The sequence below is a fragment of the uncultured Eudoraea sp. genome (assembly GCF_947258925.1).
Taxonomy (GTDB): Bacteria; Bacteroidota; Bacteroidia; order Flavobacteriales; family Flavobacteriaceae; genus Eudoraea.
On record NZ_CAMYKG010000021.1, the window covers coordinates 1 to 21,530 of the forward strand.

The 21,530-nt window shown below is 39.1% G+C and carries 21 protein-coding genes; 4 read left to right on the plus strand and 17 right to left on the minus strand.

Going from position 1 to position 21,530, the window contains the following annotated elements; translation table 11 throughout:
* Window position 1 precedes the first annotated feature (1 nt).
* The 6 genes from Q0X77_RS09080 to Q0X77_RS09105 form a co-directional block, all read right to left on the minus strand.
* Window positions 2-433 carry a WbqC family protein gene (locus Q0X77_RS09080; RefSeq protein ID WP_297796220.1) on the minus strand — a complete coding sequence of 144 codons (432 nt, stop codon included), beginning with the start codon at window positions 431-433 and terminating at the stop codon, window positions 2-4.
* 419 nt (window positions 434-852) lie between these two features.
* The gene (locus Q0X77_RS09085; RefSeq protein WP_297796223.1) at window positions 853-1,329 is read right to left on the minus strand and encodes a transcription termination/antitermination protein NusG; all 477 of its coding nucleotides are present in this window, start codon (window positions 1,327-1,329) and stop codon (window positions 853-855) included.
* A gap of 129 nt (window positions 1,330-1,458) precedes the next feature.
* Complete coding sequence (locus Q0X77_RS09090) at window positions 1,459-2,817, minus strand: MraY family glycosyltransferase (protein ID WP_297796225.1); 1,359 nt, start codon at window positions 2,815-2,817, stop codon at window positions 1,459-1,461.
* Window positions 2,818-3,347: 530 nt separating this feature from the next.
* A complete protein-coding gene (locus Q0X77_RS09095) occupies window positions 3,348-4,505 on the minus strand; it encodes an alpha-hydroxy acid oxidase (RefSeq protein ID WP_297796227.1) in 1,158 nt (385 codons plus the stop codon).
* Between the two features lie 23 nt (window positions 4,506-4,528).
* Complete coding sequence (locus Q0X77_RS09100; protein WP_297796229.1) at window positions 4,529-5,356, minus strand: amidohydrolase family protein; 828 nt, start codon at window positions 5,354-5,356, stop codon at window positions 4,529-4,531.
* An 18-nt stretch (window positions 5,357-5,374) separates the two neighbouring features.
* Window positions 5,375-6,148, minus strand: coding sequence for an SDR family oxidoreductase (locus Q0X77_RS09105; RefSeq protein WP_297796233.1), 774 nt, complete (start codon window positions 6,146-6,148; stop codon window positions 5,375-5,377).
* 172 nt (window positions 6,149-6,320) lie between these two features.
* Here Q0X77_RS09105 and Q0X77_RS09110 point away from each other — a divergent pair, with 172 nt between their 5' ends.
* A complete protein-coding gene (locus Q0X77_RS09110) occupies window positions 6,321-7,709 on the plus strand; it encodes an exonuclease domain-containing protein (RefSeq protein WP_297796236.1) in 1,389 nt (462 codons plus the stop codon).
* Window positions 7,710-8,250: 541 nt separating this feature from the next.
* On the opposite strand, the gene Q0X77_RS09115 is transcribed toward Q0X77_RS09110, so the two are convergent.
* The 9 genes from Q0X77_RS09115 to Q0X77_RS09155 form a co-directional block, all read right to left on the minus strand.
* Window positions 8,251-8,379: a hypothetical protein gene (locus Q0X77_RS09115; RefSeq protein WP_297796241.1), complete on the minus strand. Its 129-nt coding sequence runs from the start codon at window positions 8,377-8,379 to the stop codon at window positions 8,251-8,253.
* Window positions 8,380-8,427: 48 nt separating this feature from the next.
* A complete protein-coding gene (locus Q0X77_RS09120; protein ID WP_297796243.1) occupies window positions 8,428-8,646 on the minus strand; it encodes a DUF2892 domain-containing protein in 219 nt (72 codons plus the stop codon).
* A 151-nt stretch (window positions 8,647-8,797) separates the two neighbouring features.
* The gene (locus Q0X77_RS09125; RefSeq protein WP_297796245.1) at window positions 8,798-10,207 is read right to left on the minus strand and encodes an MBL fold metallo-hydrolase; all 1,410 of its coding nucleotides are present in this window, start codon (window positions 10,205-10,207) and stop codon (window positions 8,798-8,800) included.
* A gap of 56 nt (window positions 10,208-10,263) precedes the next feature.
* Entirely contained in the window at window positions 10,264-11,991 is a 1,728-nt protein-coding gene (gene sulP, locus Q0X77_RS09130) for a SulP family inorganic anion transporter (protein ID WP_297796248.1), read from the minus strand.
* A 4-nt stretch (window positions 11,992-11,995) separates the two neighbouring features.
* A complete protein-coding gene (locus Q0X77_RS09135) occupies window positions 11,996-12,628 on the minus strand; it encodes a Crp/Fnr family transcriptional regulator (protein ID WP_297796252.1) in 633 nt (210 codons plus the stop codon).
* A gap of 56 nt (window positions 12,629-12,684) precedes the next feature.
* Window positions 12,685-13,458 carry an aldose 1-epimerase gene (locus Q0X77_RS09140; protein WP_297796255.1) on the minus strand — a complete coding sequence of 258 codons (774 nt, stop codon included), beginning with the start codon at window positions 13,456-13,458 and terminating at the stop codon, window positions 12,685-12,687.
* A 3-nt stretch (window positions 13,459-13,461) separates the two neighbouring features.
* Window positions 13,462-14,760, minus strand: coding sequence for a M20/M25/M40 family metallo-hydrolase (locus tag Q0X77_RS09145; RefSeq protein ID WP_297796258.1), 1,299 nt, complete (start codon window positions 14,758-14,760; stop codon window positions 13,462-13,464).
* 17 nt (window positions 14,761-14,777) lie between these two features.
* Window positions 14,778-15,761 (minus strand): PLP-dependent cysteine synthase family protein, encoded by a 984-nt coding sequence (locus tag Q0X77_RS09150; protein WP_297796261.1) that lies wholly within the window; start codon window positions 15,759-15,761, stop codon window positions 14,778-14,780.
* 131 nt (window positions 15,762-15,892) lie between these two features.
* Window positions 15,893-17,134: an FtsX-like permease family protein gene (locus Q0X77_RS09155; protein ID WP_297796264.1), complete on the minus strand. Its 1,242-nt coding sequence runs from the start codon at window positions 17,132-17,134 to the stop codon at window positions 15,893-15,895.
* Window positions 17,135-17,137: 3 nt separating this feature from the next.
* On the opposite strand from Q0X77_RS09155, the gene Q0X77_RS09160 reads away from it, so the two are divergent.
* Complete coding sequence (locus tag Q0X77_RS09160; RefSeq protein ID WP_297796267.1) at window positions 17,138-18,388, plus strand: DUF1343 domain-containing protein; 1,251 nt, start codon at window positions 17,138-17,140, stop codon at window positions 18,386-18,388.
* Window positions 18,389-18,391: 3 nt separating this feature from the next.
* On the opposite strand, the gene Q0X77_RS09165 is transcribed toward Q0X77_RS09160, so the two are convergent.
* Both Q0X77_RS09165 and Q0X77_RS09170 read right to left on the minus strand, forming a co-directional pair.
* Window positions 18,392-19,231, minus strand: coding sequence for a sterol desaturase family protein (locus tag Q0X77_RS09165; RefSeq protein WP_297796271.1), 840 nt, complete (start codon window positions 19,229-19,231; stop codon window positions 18,392-18,394).
* A gap of 78 nt (window positions 19,232-19,309) precedes the next feature.
* Entirely contained in the window at window positions 19,310-19,804 is a 495-nt protein-coding gene (locus Q0X77_RS09170; protein ID WP_297796346.1) for a YkgJ family cysteine cluster protein, read from the minus strand.
* An 88-nt stretch (window positions 19,805-19,892) separates the two neighbouring features.
* On the opposite strand from Q0X77_RS09170, the gene Q0X77_RS09175 reads away from it, so the two are divergent.
* Complete coding sequence (locus Q0X77_RS09175) at window positions 19,893-20,603, plus strand: class I SAM-dependent methyltransferase (protein ID WP_297796274.1); 711 nt, start codon at window positions 19,893-19,895, stop codon at window positions 20,601-20,603.
* Between the two features lie 66 nt (window positions 20,604-20,669).
* Entirely contained in the window at window positions 20,670-21,464 is a 795-nt protein-coding gene (locus Q0X77_RS09180; protein WP_297796277.1) for a hypothetical protein, read from the plus strand.
* Window positions 21,465-21,530: the final 66 nt, after the last annotated feature.

Below are 21,530 nucleotides of genomic sequence, written 5' to 3' on the forward strand. Positions count from 1 at the left end.
TTCAGAATTCTGATGAAAATCGTATTTCCGTTTCTATTCCCATGAAACTATTGATTGCTTTGATAAAATGAAAATTAATTTCTGACAAATACTCAAACTCGCAATTTCGATATAATGGTTCGATCCATTCAGCCATTTCATTAAAACAATTTGCATTCTTATAATATTCCCTTATTTTATTCCAATGATCTATATTCCAATTTTTGTCGGCGATTTTAGTGTCATTAATTTTCTGAAAGTATTTTCCGCTTGTTTTTACAGGGATTGTAAGCCATTTGATTCCATAATTTGATTTAATTTTATTTCTATTTCTCCAATCCAATTTCGTGTATTGCATTTCGTCATAAACCACAAAAACATCACAGTTTTGTATGCTATCAAAATATCCCTTCCATGGAATATAATTGGATTGTGTAATTAAAATTTTTTTCATCTATTGTTTAAATATTCCAAAACCAACCGGCAAATTAATGATTTGGACTGATCCATGACTTTATGGTACGTTTTTTAATTAACAATTTAATTTTTCCCGAACATTTTTACCATCGTAAATTACAAATTGAGCCATTTTTAATGATGCGGTATTATATGCAAATGGATGAAACAATTTTAGTAGCAATATACATTACAATTGCTATGTTTAATATTTTACTTCTTTAATGTTTGGCAGTAGATGACTGCTCTAACCCACGGCTCCGCCGCTATGAGTCCCATTTTAAATTAAACCGAAAACGTTATTTTCGGTAAAAATGGTTCATAGTCTACCTCTTCGGCAAGCCTAAGAGGCATGATGTTGCCCCTTCAGCAAGCTTACGTGGCACTAGGTTACCCCTTCGGCAAGCCTACGTGGTACTAAGGTACAAGGTCTGCGATCCGGGTGGTGATCCTGTAACCAAGTACCGGCAATACCAGCAAGACCTTCTTCTGCCCTATTTCTTCTATTTTAGCTTTACGGTTCCTAAACGCACCCCCGGTAAAGGTTACTTCCTGCCCTATTTTCAAATGTTCTACCCCAATGCTCCCCTGCTGCTCACCGTCCAGATATTCTTTCATCAGACCAATTTCCTCATCCCTGACCCTGGCAGCTTTGCCCTGCCAGAATACATAGCGAATTACCCCCGGGATACTAAATACCAGGTTGCGCTCTGCTTCTTCCAGCCGTACAAATACATAGGAATTAAAATAAGGTTTTCTGATTTTTTTCTTGCGATCACTCCATTGACGTACCGCGGTATAAGTAGGGCAATACACCTCTATACCCTGTTCTAATAGCGCTTTAAATATCTTTAATTCCCATCTGGGCCTGGTGCAGATTACGTACCACTTCATCGTCCTGTTCATAGTATTTCCATGCCCGTTATCGTTTTTGTTTCCTTTTCATATTTAATAAAAAACTACGCACTATTTTATATCCCTGAAAACTACGATTTATTGCCGGAGCATAAAAGGCTACAACGGCTATTTTAATTTAGAAGATTTACTTTTATCCTTTAACTTTTTGGAGACCACCAGGTGCTTTTTAGATTTTTCCAATTCCCGGACTCGTTTTTTACCGATATTCCATTCTTTATCCTTAGTTACAGTTGAACTGTAAATGGTGTTTTTTTCGTTTACCAAATGATTGATCGGGGATGACTTTATCCTTTGTGAAACAAACCCGTCCGGAACATCCATCTTAACATATTTCTCCTGATTTCTTGAATTTCTTATATCGATTAACTTAACAGCTTTTTCACGAAGCCTGTTCAAATTAAATAGCAACATATAAAGTAATGATCCCAGTAGGGTAACCGTAATTAACTGGATGTTTATTTCCAGATCTTGCACCAGAATGGCCAACTCAATGATCAGGATATTAATAATAGCCAATATAATGGTAGCCTGCCTATGGCTTAATCCCCTTTCCAACAGGCGGTGGTGAATATGATTGCGGTCAGCGTCAAACGGACTTCGTCTTTCTTTGGCCCGGATAATAAAAACCCTGAGCGTATCCAGCAATGGGAAAGATAAAATGGCCAGCAATAGTACCGGCCCATTACTGATGGTAAAAGAGGAAGATCCGCTTAAATTTAGCTCCAGGAATCGTATCCCCTGGTAGGCCAGTAAATAGCCTATGACCATAGAACCCGAATCTCCCATAAATAATTTATGCGTATCCGACAGGTTGTAGCGAACAAAAGCTACGATGGCCCCTATTAAACAAAAAGAAACCAATACCATCAGATACTCCTTATTTAAAAGAAAGAACAAACCGAAGGAAGCGCTGGCAATGATAGCTATTGCGCCTGCCAGACCATCTATTCCATCAATAAGGTTAAAGGCATTGATCACCAAAATAAAAACGAAAATTGTAAATAAGACCGATACCAGATAGGGCAACTCCCCTACCCCTAATAGTCCTTCTAAACTTGTAATTCTGACATCCGTTAATAAAATTACAATGCCTGAGGCGATAAGCTGTCCCAAAAATTTCTTCCTGGGTGCCAGGGCAATAAGATCGTCCTTAAGACCTAAAAACATAAGGATGATGGTAGCCAGTGTTATTGCCAATAGTTTTACCAGGTCCGGGCGCTCCAAACCAACTACTATGCCAAACAAAATAAGGGATACTACAAATGCAGCAAACATTCCCACTCCGCCAAGGGTCGGTGTTTTGTCCGAATGCACGCTGCGGTCACCTGGCTCGTCCATAAGGTTTTTTGCACGTACCGTATAAATGATCACCGGGATAATCCTGTAGGCCAAAAGAAAGGCCACTAACCCTCCCAAGAAGGCAAGTATATAAGGGTTAAACATAAAATCGTAGAAATACGTCATAGTGGGGTATAAAGTAGTTCCTGTTAAAATTTAAGGCGTTTAACTATTTAATTCATAATCATTGCTTTTGGGGAACAATTATTATTTTATTCTGCCATTTTATAAAAATTGCAAATAATTGCGGATACATTTAAATGTTAAAAACTAGTTAATTTATAACCCTCGTTTAAGGTTAATCGACAAATAACTCATAAAATCGATTAACGATCATTATAAAATTGGCCGAAAGATGTTCTACTTCTTTTTGTTTAACCAATTAAAAATCATTAATATATTTCCCCAATCATTCAAGGTGATTTTTTCTCATATTCACGTTGAGAAAATTATCAAATATTTTACACTAAAATATCTTTTTTGCTAACTTTTATACACAATTTATCAAAAGAAAAAATATTCCAATTTTAATTTTTAAAACGGTAATTTAAGAGTAGTGAAAATGTGAATTTAACAATGCCCTATGGAATGTTGCTGCGGAATTCTAAGGCAATATACAGTTCGCGTTGAATAGTTAATTGTCAACAACTGCCTGATCAAACCAAATGCCGTGGAAAATCATTTGTCTTATTACAACCCAGTTGTTCCATTACCTGTTGTAACTGAGTTTGCAGCAGTGAAATAGTATGGTCCCCTCCTTCTGCACCCAATGCAGCTACCCCATACATAAATGAGCGGCCCATAAAGGTAAAAGCAGCACCGCTGGCCAGGGCCCTGGCCACATCCGGACCGGAACGAATGCCACTATCCATCATCACCGTTATCCGGTCACCATATTTTTTAGCTATACGTGTCATGGGTTTAATGGTAGATTCCCCGGCATCTAATTGCCTGCCTCCATGGTTAGACACAATAATACCATCCAGACCAAGTTTTATGGCCTTTTCCGCATCGGCTTCGGTAGCAACACCCTTTAAGACGATCTTCCCTTTCCATTTATCCCGGATAGGAGCTATTTTTTCCTCATTCATCCTTTTGGAAAACATCTGGTCCATAAATAACCCCAGTTGCGCAAGGTTTAGATTTTTGGGCATATAGGGTCTTAAAGTTTCAAAATTGGGTTGCCCGTGTTTTAAAGTCTGAAGTGCCCAGTTTGGTTTACCCAGTATTTGAAAAATATTATTCATGGTCATCTTAGGGGGCATTGAAAGTCCACTCCGAATCTCTTTTGGTCGGAATCCAAACGTAGGTACATCGCAAAGCAAAACGAGCACCGGACAGGCGGCCGCTTCTGCCCTGGCAATGATATTATCGCGTACAGAATCCTCTGCAGGATGATATAGCTGAAACCAGGCCCGGCCTTCCGTAAGCTCACTCGCACGCTCTATGTTCATCGTAGTAACGGTACTCAGCACAAAGGGAATATTAAAGTCGAGCGAGGCTTTTGCAAGAATTTCAGAAGCATTGGGCCACATAAGGCCCTGAAGGCCCACCGGTGCAATTCCAAAAGGGGCACTATACGTATGACCAAAAAGCTCAGTTTCCATGTTGAAGCCTTTGTACTCACTTAAATAATCAGGTTTTAACTCCACTTCACGTATCTCAGAGGTATTTTTATGCAGGTTTACTTCTTCATTGCAGCCCCCATCCAGGTAATCAAAGGCAAATCCCGGGATACGCCGTTTGGCCCTTTCGCGCAGGTCCTCAATAGAGGGGTATTTTGAATTAAACTTTATCGCTTTTTTATTTCTCATTTATAGTATATAAACTTCTAAAATTATAGAGCGTAGAACTCTTTAGCGTTTAACCCCATGATTCCCGCTCTTTCATTGTCGGATAATTTACTGATATAATCCTTTACTATAGTGAATACCTCCTTATAATTCGCACCAAGCAAGCAGACCGGCCAGTCCGACCCATACATAAGCCTTTGCCATCCAAAAGCATCCAAAACCACTTCCATAAAGGGGGTAAAATCCTGCTGTTGCCATTTAAAATTGCTTGTCTCTGTAACCATTCCTGAAATTTTACAACTAACATTCGGGTTTAAGGCCAATTCCTTAATGTGGTGCATCCATTGGTTATCCAGGCCTTCAGAAATCCTCGGTTTTGCTATATGGTCTAATACAAATTTCTGTTCAGGAAAGGCCCTGGTTAATAAGACTGCAGCTGCCAGCTGATTAGGGTACACCAAAATATCATAGGTAAGCCCAAATTGTGCCAAATGCCTTATTCCGTTTTGAAAATCTTTTCTGAGCATAAATTCGGGATCCGGCTCTTCCTGCACAATATGCCGGATGCCTTTAAGCTTCTTATCCCGTGAAAAATGTGCCAATCTCTTGTGTATATCCTCAGCTCTAAGGTCAACCCAACCAACTACGCCTTTTATAAATTTGTTTTCCCCGGCCAGCTGAAGCAGGAACCCGGTTTCCCTTTCCGATTGATCTGCCTGTACAGCAACACAGCCTTCTACGTGGTTTTTTTCAAGGATTGGAGCCAGATCTGAAGGAAGAAAGTCTTTTTGAAGGACTGCCATGGAGTCGTCAATCCAGCTATATGTTACAGGGTCATACTTCCAAAAATGCTGATGGCTGTCAATTACCATTGTGCTTAATTATAATTCCTAACCATTTAGTTTTATAAAACCGCCATCAATAGGAAAATCCGTCCCCGTAATAAATGACGCTTCATCAGAGCATAGATAAACAGCGAGGTTAGCGATTTCTTCCGGCTTGCCCATTCTCCCTATTGGCTGTGTTTCGGACAACCTTTTAAACATTTCCTTTTCCATCCCCGGGTAATTCTGCTTGAGGTAACCATCAACAAAAGGGGTATGCACCCTTGCAGGGGATATACTATTGCATCGTATTCCATAAGACAGGTAATCCTTGGCAATAGAGTAGGTCATTGTAAGTACGGCTCCTTTGGTCATGGAATAGGCAAACCTGTCTGATATGCCTACCGAGGCTGCAACAGAAGCCATATTTATAATGACCCCTCCCCTATCTTTCATGTTTTTAATACAGGCATAAATGCAATTATAGACCCCTTTAATATTTACCTGATATACCTTATCGATATCTTCTTCCGTGGTCAATTCAACATTCCCAATATGGGCAATACCGGCATTATTAATCAGGATATCTATTGCGCCATCAGCTTTTATAGCTTCAACTATTTTGATCACCTGTTTTTGGTCAGATACATCACAGGCATATGCCCCGGCTTTTCCTCCTGTAGCTTTTATTTCAGCGGCTGTATCTTTTGCAGGTATCTCATTTTGTTCTAAAATATGTACGTCGGCCCCCTGCTCAGCCAGGGCAATGGCTATTGCCTTACCAATACCACTCCCGCCCCCGGTTACGAGAGCCCTTTTATTTGTTAGATCAAATTTCAAATTGTTGCATTTAAATTTCCTTATTGCTTAACTGCGATAGTTTAAATCTAATCATATTTTTCCATTTCTTCAACAGCTGTTAATATCCGTGCAGCTATATGTCAGTTATGCTTTTTGAGCAGCTTGATTTTTCTTATTAACTTACCCCTCCAAATTCCATTACACAGCAAATTTGTATTCCATAGTAGACATAGAAACTACCGGAAACGGTATTAAGGGGAATAAAATAACCGAGATAGCCATCTTTAAATTTGATGGGGCCCAAGTAGTGGATGAATTCACTTCCCTGGTAAATCCTGAATGTGAAATTCCCTATTTTATTACAGGGTTAACCGGAATTGACAGCAATATGGTGCGCGATGCACCCACACTATTGGAGATTGCCCCTCAGATTCTTGAAATTACTAAGGACACCATTTTTGTGGCCCATAGTGTTAATTTCGATTATAATGTAATTAAAGAAGAATTCAGGACAATTGGTATCTCCTTTGTCAGGAAAAAACTTTGCACTGTACGTTTGTCCCGAAGACTCATCCCGGGTTATACTTCCTACAGTCTGGGGAAATTGTGTTCTTCTCTTAATATTCCAATAACAGACAGGCATAGGGCAAGGGGTGATGCTCATGCAACCGTTATTTTATTCAGAAAACTACTTGAAACAGAAAATTCGGAAACTGTATTCAGTTCTTTTTTGAATGCACGATCTCAGGAAGCAACCCTGCCTCCTTCCCTGCAAAGGGAAGTATATGAAAGCTTACCCACCAAACCGGGGGTCTACTACTTTAAAAATAGCAAAGGGGAAATCATATATGTTGGAAAAGCAAAGAATATAAAAAAAAGGGTCCTTGGCCACTTTTATGACAAGGCTACCAAAGAAGTGCAAATGTGCAGAGAAACGTCGAACATAGATTTTGAGCTTTCGGGTAATGAACTGCTTGCCCTTTTAATGGAATCTGCTGCCATAAAACATCATTATCCAAAATACAACAGAGCGCAAAAAAGAAATGTGGTGCCTTATGGGGTTTTCACCTATGAAGACAGACAAGGGATAATGCACCTGGCGTTTAACAAATTAAGTGCAGTACCACGTTCGCTCATTACATTTTATAACACCACAGATTGCCGCCTCTACATAGAACAGATTTGTATCGCATATAAATTATGTCCTAAATATTGCCATTTGCAGGAGAATGTTAGCAGTTGCTCACATTTCAGGGTCGCAGACTGCGGAGGTATTTGCCGTGGTAAAGAATCTGCTGAAGCCTACAATAAAAGGGTTCGTAAAGCCATTGAAAATATGGCTTCTGAAAAACAAACCTATCTCATAAAAGACAAAGGAAGAACTACTGATGAAGATGCCCTTGTCCTTGTACAGGAAGGTGTTTATGCCGGTTATGGATTTGTTCCCAGGAGTGCTCCTGTAAATTCTGTTGAAGATATATTGGCATATATCACACCACAAAAAGACAATCTGGAAACTACCCGCCTTATTCAAACGCACAAGGTTAAATACCCGAAATCAATTATTGATTTTTCAACCGGTATGATTAAAACTGTTTAGTTTTAGTGCAGAATTTCAGGTCTGCGGAAAGATTCTCTATAAGTAAGACCGCTATTTAAATTTATTCAATTCATTGTACATACGGACAATAAAAACTAACCATATGACAAAGATAATGGCGACAACGATGGAATATATGAAGATAAAATCGGTCATTTTCTATACTTTAGGTAATTCATAAAGCCCAAAATTGTTGGTGCCCAAAAGGCAACGAAAATGGCGTCTAGTTTGTTTCCTGATATAAACATATATTCCGAAACTACGATAATGGATAGAACAACCAACAGTAATAAAACATTCATGGGTCCAATCCTTTCAACAAAATTTTTTAACATCACTGGTGGTTAAAAGCAACAATAAGATATTGAAAACATCAAGTGTTGCTTATTAAAGTGTTAAATCTATTAACTTTTTAGGAATATGAAAAAAATAGCGGGGAAATAGTCCTTAAATGGAGATAAAAATTCTCCTTTCCTATCAAAATAGGATCTGATGAAACAATACAAAAATCTGCCTGGAATTACTAATAAAGCCAATAATTCTATCTCCTTTTCCCGCTATTCATAAGACTTACCAAAACCGCAATCAAGGCAATCACAACAAAGGCAAAAACGGCAATCATAATTATACCATTACTCCAATCAACCAGAGGTATGTTTATTAATTTCATCGCACAGAAGACTTATTTGTTTATTAATTCAAGTATTTTTCCAGGGAATTAAGGCTTATCCGTTTTCCTGATCCTACACGAACTTATTCCAAAAAGACCATAAAGCGGACAGAAACCTGTTAAACTGGTTAAAACGAAAACAGCGGCAACTGCCAATAAAATATAAGAAAGCACCCCATCAACCACATTATAATACACCAATAGGGCAATAATTACAGCAACCGTGAAGCGCAATATCTTATCAATTCTACCCATGTTTGCTTTCATAATTTCAATTTTAAGAATCACAAAAAATAAGCGAAGGGAAAGTTCTGAAATAAACGCTGTCACAGTAAATAGCTCAGAAAAACCTCTTCTTTATAAATTCCAAGGTTAAAAATAAGATGAGTACCACTCACAAACCATGATATAAATCATATTACAGTGTAGAGGGGCAGACATAAGTAGTTACCTCCAATCCCGCTTTTTTCAGCTCGGCAATACCACCTTTAATGTCCACCAGATTGTGAATACCCCTGCCTTTAAGGATGGAGGCAGCAATAACAGACCTGTAACCCCCGGCACAATGAAGATAAAAAGTCTCATTCTTTGGAAACTCAGCAAAATGATCGTTTAATATATCCAATGGGGTGTTATTTGCATCAACCAGGTGTTCTGCTTTATATTCACTTTCCTTCCGCACATCAAAAATGGGTAAGTGCTTATCCTTCAGGATCTCTTTGGCTTCTTCGGCGGATAAAGCGGTAATAGTGTCTATATCTTTCCCTGCTTTTTCCCAGGCCTCAAATCCACCTTCTAAAATACCTAAGGTATTATCAAATCCCACCCTGGACAGGCGTGTAATGGTCTCCTCCTCCTTCCCTTTGGGTGTAACCAAAAGGATAGGCTGCTTTACATCCGCAATCAAAGCACCAACCCAGGGTGCAAAATCGCCTTTCAAACCAATAAAAACAGATCTGGGGATATGTCCCTTAACGAATTCATCCTGGTGGCGAACATCTAATACCAAAGCCCCGGTTTCATTCGCAGCCAATTCAAAGCTATCGGGCGAAAGCGCTGCCATACCGCGCTTTAGAACTTCATCAATATCTTCATAACCCTCTTTGTTCATTTTTACATTCAAGGGGAAATACTTAGGGGGAGGTAAGAGGCCATCAGTAACCTCTTTTATGAATTCTTCCCGGGTCATATTGGCCCGGAGTGCATAATTCATTCTTTTTTGGTTCCCCAGGGTATCTACCGTTTCTTTCATCATATTCTTGCCGCAAGCTGAACCTGCACCGTGCGCCGGATAAACTATTACATCATCTGCCAAGGGCATGATTTTGCTCCTTAGACTGTCGAACAAAAGTCCGGCAAGGTCTTCTTTAGTCATATCCGCTGCCTTCTGGGCAAGATCCGGTCTTCCAACATCACCCAAAAACAAGGTGTCCCCGGAAAAAATTGCATGGTCTTTTCCTGTCTTATCCCGCAGCAAATAGGTGGTGCTCTCCATCGTATGACCGGGAGTATGGAGGACCTTTATTGTTATTTCTCCCAGTGAAAATTCCTGACCATCCGTAGCTATGATAGCTTTAAAGGCAGGATTAGCATTGGGCCCGTAGATAATGGGTGCCCCTGTTTCTTTAGACAGTGTTATGTGCCCGCTAACGAAGTCGGCATGAAAATGCGTCTCAAAGATATATTTGATTTTAGCTTTATCCTTATTTGCCCTCTGAATATAGGGATTCACTTCACGTAAGGGATCAATGATAGCAACCTCACCATTACTCTCAATATAATATGCCCCCTGAGCAAGGCATCCAGTGTAAATTTGTTCTATTGTCATTCTTTTTTCTTAAATTTTTTTCAAAAATACTGCTTCTTGCTTTAAAACAAGTAACATTAGTTACGGGTTTCATTACGTTGATAAGCCACTTTTTCATGTGTCCCGGAGGCATTCTCCGGATCATCAAAGTAGACAACGGCCTCTTTAATTTTAACAAACAGGAATTCTTTGGGCAGTACTTCACTTATCCCACTTCTGAAAATAATATCCCTTGTAGGACCTATAGCTCCTGCTATATAGAACTGAATACCATCATTCCTGATTTTTTTTATGACCTTGATGAGCATTCGTGTTGCTGTGGAATCAATATAATTAATGGCCTCAGCATTTAGAATTACGCCTTTCAAACTATCTCCTTTTTGATCCATATATTTATAAAGCTCATTTTTAAAATAATCGGAATTCCCAAAGTACAATTGGGAATCGAACCGTACAATGAGCAAATCGTCACGTAAAATTACTTCTTCCCCGAAACGTGAAATATTTTTATAGTAGTCGGAATCCTTTATTCTGCCTAATACTGCAAAATGAGGTTTGGAAGTTCTGTATACCATCAATAAAAGGGAGATCAGGACCCCGGCAAGAATACCCTGGGTAATTCCAACAAAAAGGGTTATCAAAAATGTAAAAATCAAAACCACAAATTCATCTTTCCTGTAGATCCATAACTTTTTGGCATAATCAATGTCAATCAACCCGGAAACGGATACCATGATAATGCTTGCCAGAATGGCATTTGGCAGATAATAAAAGAGCGGCGTCAGAAAAAGGAGTGTTACTATAACCAGAATAACAGTAAACAATCCGGAGAGGATACTGCTTGATCCGGAATCATCATTTATTGCAGATCTGGAAAAACTTGCTGCAACGGGGTAAGATTGAAAAAAAGAACCTAACATATTAGCGGAGCCTAGTGCTACTAATTCCTGATTGGCATCAATCACATCTTCTTCATTCTTCTCCTCTAAACTCTTACCTATCGATATAGCTTCAAGATATCCAATTAGAGCAAGTGTAAGGGCAATTGGCCATAATTGTCTTAAATAATCCATTTCCATTGTCGGTAAAACAAAACCGGGCAGTCCTTTTGGAATTGCACCAACAATCTTCACATCAAGGGATTCCATCTTTAAAAAATAGACCCCTAATATTCCAAGAACAACGATGATAAGAATTCCGGGGATATTTCTATTCCATTTTTTAAAGCTAATCAAAAGTATGATCCCTGTTAATCCTATGGCCAGATCATAGAAATTGGTCTCTGGAATTTTTTTCAGTGCGTTCAAAAAAATTTGGTGAAACTGATTACTACCTTCGATATCCACGCCAAGTAAGTGCTTTAATTGACTAAAAATAATGATCATGGCTGCTGCAGAGGTAAAGCCACTTATTACGGGCTTGGCTAAAAAGGTAACCAGGTACCCCATTTTAAAAAGCCCTAAAACTAATTGGATGGCACCCACCATAAAGGCGAGTAAAATAGCAAGCGCAATATAGTTCTCCAAGCCCACGATTGCCAGGGTGCCCAAACCTGCGGCGACAAGCAACGAATCCATGGCCACGGGCCCAATTGCAAGTGATCTCGAAGTCCCAAATAAAACATATACCAGCACTGGCATTAACGAGGCGTATAATCCATAAACCGGGGGTAAACCGGCTATCATGGCATACGCCATCCCTTGAGGAATAAGTACTATCCCTACACTAAAACCACCCAGAATATCTTTAGGAAGCTCTTTTATTTTGTAGCTTTTGAGAGTTTGCAGAATTGGGAAAATTTGCATTAGTCTATAATTCAATAACCTTTATATGATTTCTACTCAATTCTATTTTACCTTCTTTCTCCAAACTCTTTAGCAGCCTTGACACTACAACCCTCGAGGTATGTAAATCCTGTGCCACATCCTGATGTGTTGAATATATTATGTCGTCATTGGTTACCATAGCCCTGTCCTTAAGATACTTCATAAGACGCTCATCCATCTTCATAAATGCCAAAGTATCGATAGTTTCGAGCAATTCTGACATTCTGGTATGATAGCTATCCAAAATAAATTCCCTCCAGCTTTGGTACTTTGCCATCCATTCATCCATTTTTGCAATAGGGATCATCAACAATTCCGTATCTGATTCAGCAATTGCTCTTATCTCACTTTTGCCACTACCCAGACAACAGGAAAATGTCATCGCACAGGTATCCCCTTTTTCAATAAAATAAAGCAGCAATTCATCACCATTGCCATCTTCTCTCAGAATCTTTATCGCTCCGCTAAATATTAAGGGCATAACCGTAATTTCCTGTCCAATATCTAAAAGACGTTCCCCTTGTTTTATGGGTTTACATTTTCCGGAAGCTTCAATCTCATCTAACAATTCAGGTTCAAAAAGATACCCATAGTGACGTTCTAGCAGTGCTCTCATACTTTTAGCTTATTAGGGTTTAATGCAATTCTCATTTCTACTCGCTGTTTATTACTTTAAGGAACTAATGTAACTTTAAAATCCCTGTCTTCATCAGTTAAGTATTCGAAACCATCATGCAGCTGACTTTGGTCTACCTTATACGGGTAGAAAGTTATTGGTTCAATACATATCATATTTGGCACTTCTGTCCAAAGCATAAAATTACCGAAACCTACTGTTTTAATAGTTAGTTCCTTTTTATCTTTTAAAATGATTTCCTGGCAATCTGCTACTTCAAGGGCTCTGCTTCCTGCAGCAAGAACGGAATCCAAGGTAATTTTTTGATCAGCTGCAATAATCAGCGGACTTTCCGAATGAATTTTAAATGCAGGATGATACCCTAACATAAATGGCATATCTTTTTCCCCGGTAACTTTGAAACTAATCTCCAGTCCATTTTCGGTAAGTTCAAATGTCTTATAAAACTCAAAATTAAACGGCCAGATAAGTAAAGGAGCCGTTGATCTATCAGGAAATTTAGAGTTTTTGATAACTGTCCCTGCCTTGTATGATTTCACATACTGAGCTGTTGATTTGGTGCTTGAAAGAAGCTCATAATCCAGTTCGCGCAATAATCCGTGCTGGTCCTGAATGGCATTTCCCCGGGGTACATGAACCCGGAAACCGGCTTCAGCCGTGGGTCCGATTACCGGAAACATTTCCGTATCCGAATTGCCCCAACCGGGACTCCCCTTTTGATGAATATATTCAAAGTCGTTTACCAGGTAACTTATTAATTCCCCTTCTTCTATTTTGACTTCTGCCTTTCCCGAACTAAGATTTATCATGTATTACTGATTGATCAATCTATAAATGAGTACTGCCGTTCTCTTTGTCAGGTCTTCAATAGTGTTCAAATTTACCGTCTCTTCAGGTGTATGGGCTCCACTTCCCATGGTACCCAAACCATCGAGGCAATCAACATATTTAGCCACAAAAGAGGTGTCTGCTGCCCCCCTCTTACCGGGATCATACCCTAGCACTTCTCCCTGACCCAGGTCGAGACTTACCTGATTAAGCTCTGATAACAGCCTGTTATTTCCTTCAGTGGGTACCATAGCGGGATAACTATCTGTAAAACTTATTTTTGCCGATGTCTGAGGGAGGTTTTTTGCAACAATTTCCCTCATTTTATTTCTCGCCTCCTCTTTTTGCTCTTCAGAAATGAATCGCAAGCCTCCTTTCACAATAGCGGTTTGTGATACGACATTACTTTTCCCAAAGGCGTTACCTTCCCCTGTAGTCTTATCATAATCTACAAAAGTTCCGCCCATTATAATCCCCGGATTAAATGTAAGGTATTCCGGGCCCCGCACTTCTTCATAAAAAGCGTTCAATATTCTTGATGTTTCAAAAATAGCTCCGGCACCAACCCTCTCATTGAAAACACCGGAACTATGGGCACGTTTACCCTCAACCTCCAGTTCCCACCCGGATGCACCCCTCCTGGCTACCGTTGCATAATTAAAGCCTGTAGAAGTTTCAAATCCGAGTGCAATATCACTTCGTTTGGCAGCTTCAATTAAATCCTTTCTACTGATATCCAAAGGCTTTCCGGTACTTTCCTCATCGCCGGTAAAGGCTACTATAATTTGTGCATCATTAAGCAGTCCATTGGAGTGTAAGGCCTTTAAGGCGTACAGTACAATTACATCACCGCCTTTCATATCATTACCCCCGGGGGCATGTGCAATGCTGTCATTTACCATTTCAAAGGTCTGAAAGGGGCTGTTTTCTTCAAACACCGTATCAAGATGTCCGATAAGTAATAGTTTCTTCCCTTTTTCACCTTGCGTTTCCGCAAACAAATGCCCCGCCCTATTCATTTCTGCAGGCATCTCAATCCATTGGGTTTTAAAATTGATCTCTTCAAAGGCGTCCTTAAAAACCATCCCCACCTCTTTTACACCACTTGCATTTAAAGTGCCGCTGTTAATATTTACGACCTTTTCCAAAAAGTTAATAGCTTCCGAATTGCTGGCTTCAATTGTTTTGACCAATTTCCGTTCAGCTTTTGACAGCTTCTGCGCCGGTAGTTGAATACAAATGCTTAGAAATAGTATTACAGCTGCAAATAATTTAAAATTCATATGTGCATTTTATTTAATTAATCCTCTAAAAAACCTTGTTTTTTCATCCACTCATCATTATAAATCTTTCCTACGTACCTGCTCCCGTGATCATGGAAGAGAACAACTACCACATCATCTTTGGTAAAATGTTCCTTTAGTTGGAGCAGACCCTTTATTGCGGCACCTGCAGAGTTACCCAAAAACATCCCTTCTTCCCTTGCCAGCCGCTGTGTATAAACGGCAGCATCTTTGTCCGTCACCTTCGTAAATCCATCTATGATATCAAAATTTACATTTTTTGGTAAAATATCTTCTCCAATTCCTTCAGTAATATAAGGGTAAATTTCGTTTTGATCGAATATGCCTGTTTCATGATATTTCTTAAAAACAGAACCATAGGTATCAACCCCCCAAATTTTAATATTTGGATTCTTTGACTTTAAATAGGTCCCCACTCCGGAAATGGTGCCTCCGGTTCCAACTCCCACCACAAAATGAGTAACCTTGCCGTTTGTCTGTTCCCAGATCTCAGGACCTGTAGTCAAAAAATGAGCTTTCGTATTGGATGGGTTATCATACTGGTTTACATACCAGGAATTAGGAATTTCTTCCGAGAGTCTTTTAGCTGTAGAATAATAACTGCGGGGATCTTCAGGAGCCACATCCGTAGGACAAACATACACCTCACTTCCCATGGCTTTTAAGATATCTACTTTTTCCTTGGATTGCTTATCGCTAATCACACATATCATTTTATATCCTTTGACGACGGCCACCAGGGCTAATCCCATTCCCGTATTTCCGGAAGTGCCTTCAATAATAGTTCCCCCGGGTTTTATCTTACCTTCGGCTTCAGCATCTTCTACCATTTGCACGGCCATCCGGTCCTTTACAGAGTTTCCCGGATTAAAAGTTTCATACTTAGCCAAAACCAGGCAAGGTAATTCCGCTGTTAATTTGTTCATTTTAACCAATGGTGTATTTCCAATGGTTTCTAGGATATTTTTGGCATAATTCATAGGCGGTGCAAAGATAGTATTTTCAGGAAACGGATTTTTGATTCAGTTTTTAGAATTAAATTTATGGTGAAATTTTCCAGAGCATGGCATAATTGACTTTCACAATATAAAAAAGACAATTAGGTTCGTTTTCATTCGAATTTAATCGCTTTTACCGGGCTGATTTTTGTGATGATATAAGAAGGTATTAAAAGCATGAGTACGCAAAGGATAAGAACGCCCAGATTTAAAATCAGAACGGTAGGCAAATCTATATGAACGGGGATATAATCGATATAATATTCTTTTGGATTGGGGAATTTAAAAATACGGTAAGTGTCCTGAAGCCAGATAATCCCCAAACCAATTAGGTTGCCCCAAAGTAAGCCAATGGTTATCAGATATGTGGCATTATATAAAAAGATCTTCCGAATACTCCAGTTTGCGGATCCCAGGGCTTTGAGAACACCTATCATTTGAGTTCTTTCCAGGATAAGTACAAGGAGTGCGGTAATCATATTTATACCGCCAACAATGATCATTATCCCAATGATCAAAGCAATATTAAAATCAAACAAACCAATCCATTCAAAAATCTTATAGTATTTGTTTTTTATATTTTGGGTATCGAGATTACTTAGCGTTTTACCGTATATTTCTTTTGATTTCAGATCAATTTCATCAAAATTTTGAAGGAAGATTTCAAAATTCCCTACCTGGTCTTCGGCCCATTTATTCATCATTTGAATGTGACGGATATCTGCAAAAACATACATTGCATCAAATTCTTCAAATCCACTGTCGTAGAGACCCACAATTTCAAACTTTCTTTGATTGGGCGTTTTAGACGGATCCTCATCTTTTAAAAAGAAGGTAAAAAATTCATCCCCTACTTCCATTTGAAGCCTTCGTGCCATCAAAGAAGACAAAAGTACTTCAGTATTCAGCTCACCACTAAAGTCGGGTAACCTGCCGGCTTCCAAATACTCGCTGAATGCCTGCCAATTATAGTCTTTTCCAACACCTTTGGCAATAATACCTTCAAAAGTATCCTCTGTTCGTATGATTCCGGCCTTACTTGCTACTGCCTGAATATGTGAAATACCTTCTACAGAAGTAAATTCAGGGTAAAATTCCTGATTAACTGAAACAGGCACAACGGAAACATCAGAAACATTGTTATCGTAATTATAAATCTGGATATGGCCGTTGAAAGCAGCTACCTTTTCACGGATCTTGTGTTTTAGACCTACCCCGGTTGCAATAGCAATCAGCATCATCATAATCCCTAATGCAATTGCGGCAATGGCTATTTTTATTATTGGTGCGGATATACTAATTTTATGCTCCTTACCCCTAATAAGGCGTTTTGCTATAAAAAATTCTAAATTCAATTGATGACCTTTTTATCCGGATTCAAAAATACATTTTTATTGTGGCTTTTAATACTAACAGCATGCGGAAACCATGGAAAAGAAGCCAAGGATTCAGCTGCCCCGGACTTCCAAAAACCAGAATCCCCCATCGTTGTAGGTGCCAATGCCACTGAAACCTACCTTCCTTATCTGCGTAAAAAAAAGGTTGGTGTGGTTGCCAACCAAACCAGTATTGTTTTTAAGGATGAGAACATGGAAAACAAAGGCGATGCGAATTATACGCACCTTATAGATTCCTTGCTCGCTCTGGATATTGATATCAAAAGGGTTTTCGCGCCTGAGCATGGGTTTAGGGGCCGCGCAGATGCGGGCGAACACGTCACAGATGGAACCGACACCAAAACCGGACTTCCGATTATCTCACTTTATGGAAAAAACAGAAAACCGACCTCGGCTCAGCTGGAGGGTATAGATATTGTGGTCTTTGATATACAAGATGTGGGGGTGCGGTTTTATACATATATCGCAACCCTGCAGTTAGTTATGGAGGCCTGTGCCGAAAAAGGTATTCCGATAGTCGTTTTTGATCGCCCCAATCCGAATGGACACTATGTTGATGGGCCTACAATGGAAAATGAACATAAAGGATTTCTGGGTTTGACTAACATTCCTTTGGTTTATGGAATGACTATAGGTGAATACGCGCAAATGATAAACAAAGAAGGATGGCTGGAAAAAGGTGAGCAGGCAGATTTAACCGTAATCCCTCTTAAAAATTACACGCATGATTCGGCCTATGATATCCCTGTAAGGCCTTCACCCAACCTTCCTAACGGGGTAGCGATAAACCTGTATCCGAGCCTGGGGCTTTTTGAAGGAACCAACATTAATGCCGGTCGAGGTACGGAAAGTCAGTTTCAGCGATACGGGGCTCCATTTCTAGACAGTACGGCCTATGATTTTAGTTATGTCCCAAAAGCTAATTTTGGCTCAAAAAAACCTAAACATATGGGTAAAAAATGTTTCGGAAAGGATCTTTCTAAATTACCGAGAATGAGTGAAGTATCCTTGAAATGGATAATTGATGCCTATGAGAATACAAAGGATAAAGGATTATTCTTTAACACCAATGGCTTTACCAAACATGCCGGTACGGAAAAACTGCAACTACAAATTGAGGCCGGGGTAAATGAACAAGAGATAAAAAAAAGCTGGCAAAAAGATCTGAATAAATTCAGGGAAATTCGGAGTAAATATCTTATTTACAACTAATATCTAACCATCACTTTGCATAGTAGTGGGTTTTCTATACTTATGGAACGGTTGCTTTAGAAGTCCTGTTACGCTTCCATTTTCACTTCGGTCCGGGAATGTATCCACCCCATAAACAATTGCTTCGCGGTCCAGTTTCATAAAAGTACCAAAGATATGATCCCAGATAGAGAAGATATTTCCGTAATTGGAATCTGTATAAGGTAACCTATAATGATGATGCACCTTGTGCATGTCCGGGGATACGATCACCCAACTAAGAGCGTCGTCTACTTTTTTAGGTAAACGAATATTGGCATGGCTGAATTGAGTAGCCACAAGGGATAAAGACTGATAAAGCATAACAATACCTATTGGCGTTCCCACAATAAAAACTCCAATTAAGGTAAAGGTAAAGCGAATAAGGCTCTCCAGGGGGTGATGCCTGTTAGCCGTGGTTGTATCTACTTCATGATCTGTATGGTGTACCAAATGAATCATCCATAAAGGTTTCACCTTATGCTCAACATAATGAGCCAAATAAGCTCCTATAAAATCCAGAAGTAAAAGGCCTATCACAACATAGAGCCACAGCGGAATTTCGGGTAACCAATTTATAATGCCAAACTTATTCTCGAGTACCCAATCACTTGATTTCAATAATACAAAAGCAAGGGCAAAATTGATAATAATTGTAGTCAGTGTAAAAAAGAAATTAGGTAGTGCATGTCGCCATTTCTTATACTTGAAATTAAAGAGCGGTAAGGCGCCTTCCAGCAACCAGAAAAAAGTTATTCCTGAAATCAGAATAAGGCTTCTGTGCAAAGAGGGTATATTCTCAAAATAATTCAACACAACTTCCATAATTGTAAAGTTACTTATTTCTGTTTTAAATGGACAAGAGTATAGAGTTTACGCTTTAGAAGGACTTTTTGATAATGCCTAGGTTTTAATTCTACGCTTCATTTCCTCCACAATATTATATGCCGCAGGACATATGGATACATTCTTTAGGGTAAGATTTGAAATTTGTTGAAATTTTTTTCGATCGGTATGTGGAAACTCCCTACATGCCTTTGGCCTTACAGCATATATGGCACAATAGTTATCCTCATCCAAAAAAACACAGGGAACTTGCTTAAGCACATAATCATTGTCTTCGTCAATTCTTAAATAAGATGCTATGAATTGCTGTGGTTTTAACCGCAGGCTTTTTGCAATTCTTACAATATCGGTATTTGTAAAAAGAGGACCAGTTGTCTTACAGCAATTCGCACAATCCAGGCAATTGGTTTTATTGAATTCCGCCACATGCAACTCCTGCATTAAGTAATCTAAATCCCGCGGTGGTTTCTTTTTCAATTTCGCAAAGAACCTTTTATTTTCCGGTCGTTTTTCTTTCGCGTTCAAAGGTAATTTTCTGATTTCCTCTTCCATTTGGAATTTATTATTCAAAGATTAGTTTTTTGAGTGTTTTTACTTTCCACCTAAAAAGTTGACTTTTGCAGGTAAAATTACAAATTTAATGGGCAGGGATATTTTTGGTATGGCTCTGGTGGATTTTCAAAATGGAAACTATTCTGAAGATATTATAACCCATTCTTCACTTGGAGATGAAGACAGCATATTAATAGCCTATCTTTTCAGGGATTATAAAGCCATGCCTTCCCTTGAACAAAAAGCTTTGGATCTTTGCAAGGGCAACATTCTGGATGTAGGATGTGGAGCTGGTAGCCACAGTTTGTATTTACAGCAGATGGGGATGGAAGTTACTGCCCTGGATAAATCTGAAGGTGCCACGGTTACGGCAAAATCCCGGGGGATTAAGAATGTAGTTCACTCGGATATTTACGATTACTCTGGTACGAAATTTGATACAATTTTGTTGCTAATGAACGGGATAGGATTAGCAGAACGAATGGATGAGCTTTATCGCTTTCTAAACCATTTAAAAGAATTACTAAATCCCGAAGGACAAATATTACTGGATTCCAGTGATATTATTTATATGTTTGAAGAAGATGTTGATGGAGGTTTCTGGGTTCCTGATACCGGGAATTATTATGGTGAAGTGGAGTTTACAATGGAATATAAGGGATTAAAAAGCGATCCTTTTAATTGGTTGTATTTAGACTTCAAGCGCCTAGAAAAGGTTGCGGAAGAGCTAAATTTAAGCTGTGAACTCGTTTGTGAGGGTCCACACTTCGATTATTTAGCCCGACTTTCTTATCAGTAATAATAGAAACGCCTAATTTGCGTTGTATTCTTATTATATATTTGTCTGAGACAAAATAAATGCGCTATGAAAAAATTTAGAATTCTTATTGCTTTACTTACTGTGGGTATTTTATTAAACTGTTCCAAAGACAGTGATGACAATCCTATAGACGGCATTGATAAATCGGCCAATTTACTTGCCACGGGAGATTCTGCTAACGATATCTTATCCAATACAACTTATACAAGATTAGTAATAGAAGCGGCCTATGTTACCGGTTTCAGACCTACAACCGAGACCATGGACAATTTTCAAACCTACCTTAGAAATCGGACTTTTAAGGAAGATATTCAGGTAGTTTACAGGCAATTACCGTCACCTGAAGAGGAAACACTTACCCTGCAGGAGATTGCCGATCTTGAAAGTGAGAACAGAACAGAGTATAATGATGGCGAAACACTGGCCATATATATTTATTTTGCCGATGCCCCTTCTGATGATGATGATGAAGATGAAGGCATTGTTACCCTGGGTGCAGTTTACAGGAACACATCTATGGTAATACACGAAGTAACAGTAAAAAAATTAGCCAATCAAAGTGCCCTGATTACTACCACCGACGTGGAAACGGCTACCTTAAATCATGAATTTGGTCATTTATTCGGACTGGTAGATCTTGGAACTGCCATGGTGAATAATCATGAGGACCCTGATGCAGAAAATCATTGTGATATTGATGGCTGCCTTATGCGAGGTGAATTGGAATTTGGCGGAGGCATGATGGGTTTACTTGAAAAAAGTAAAAGCGCTAAGGGAATTGCAGTCCCCGATTTGGATGCGGAGTGTATCCTGGATCTTCAAAATAACGGCGGAAGATAATCCATACAACTTATTTAAGGTTATTTGATTCAAAGACTGAATAAACAGCAACTATGTTTTACCATA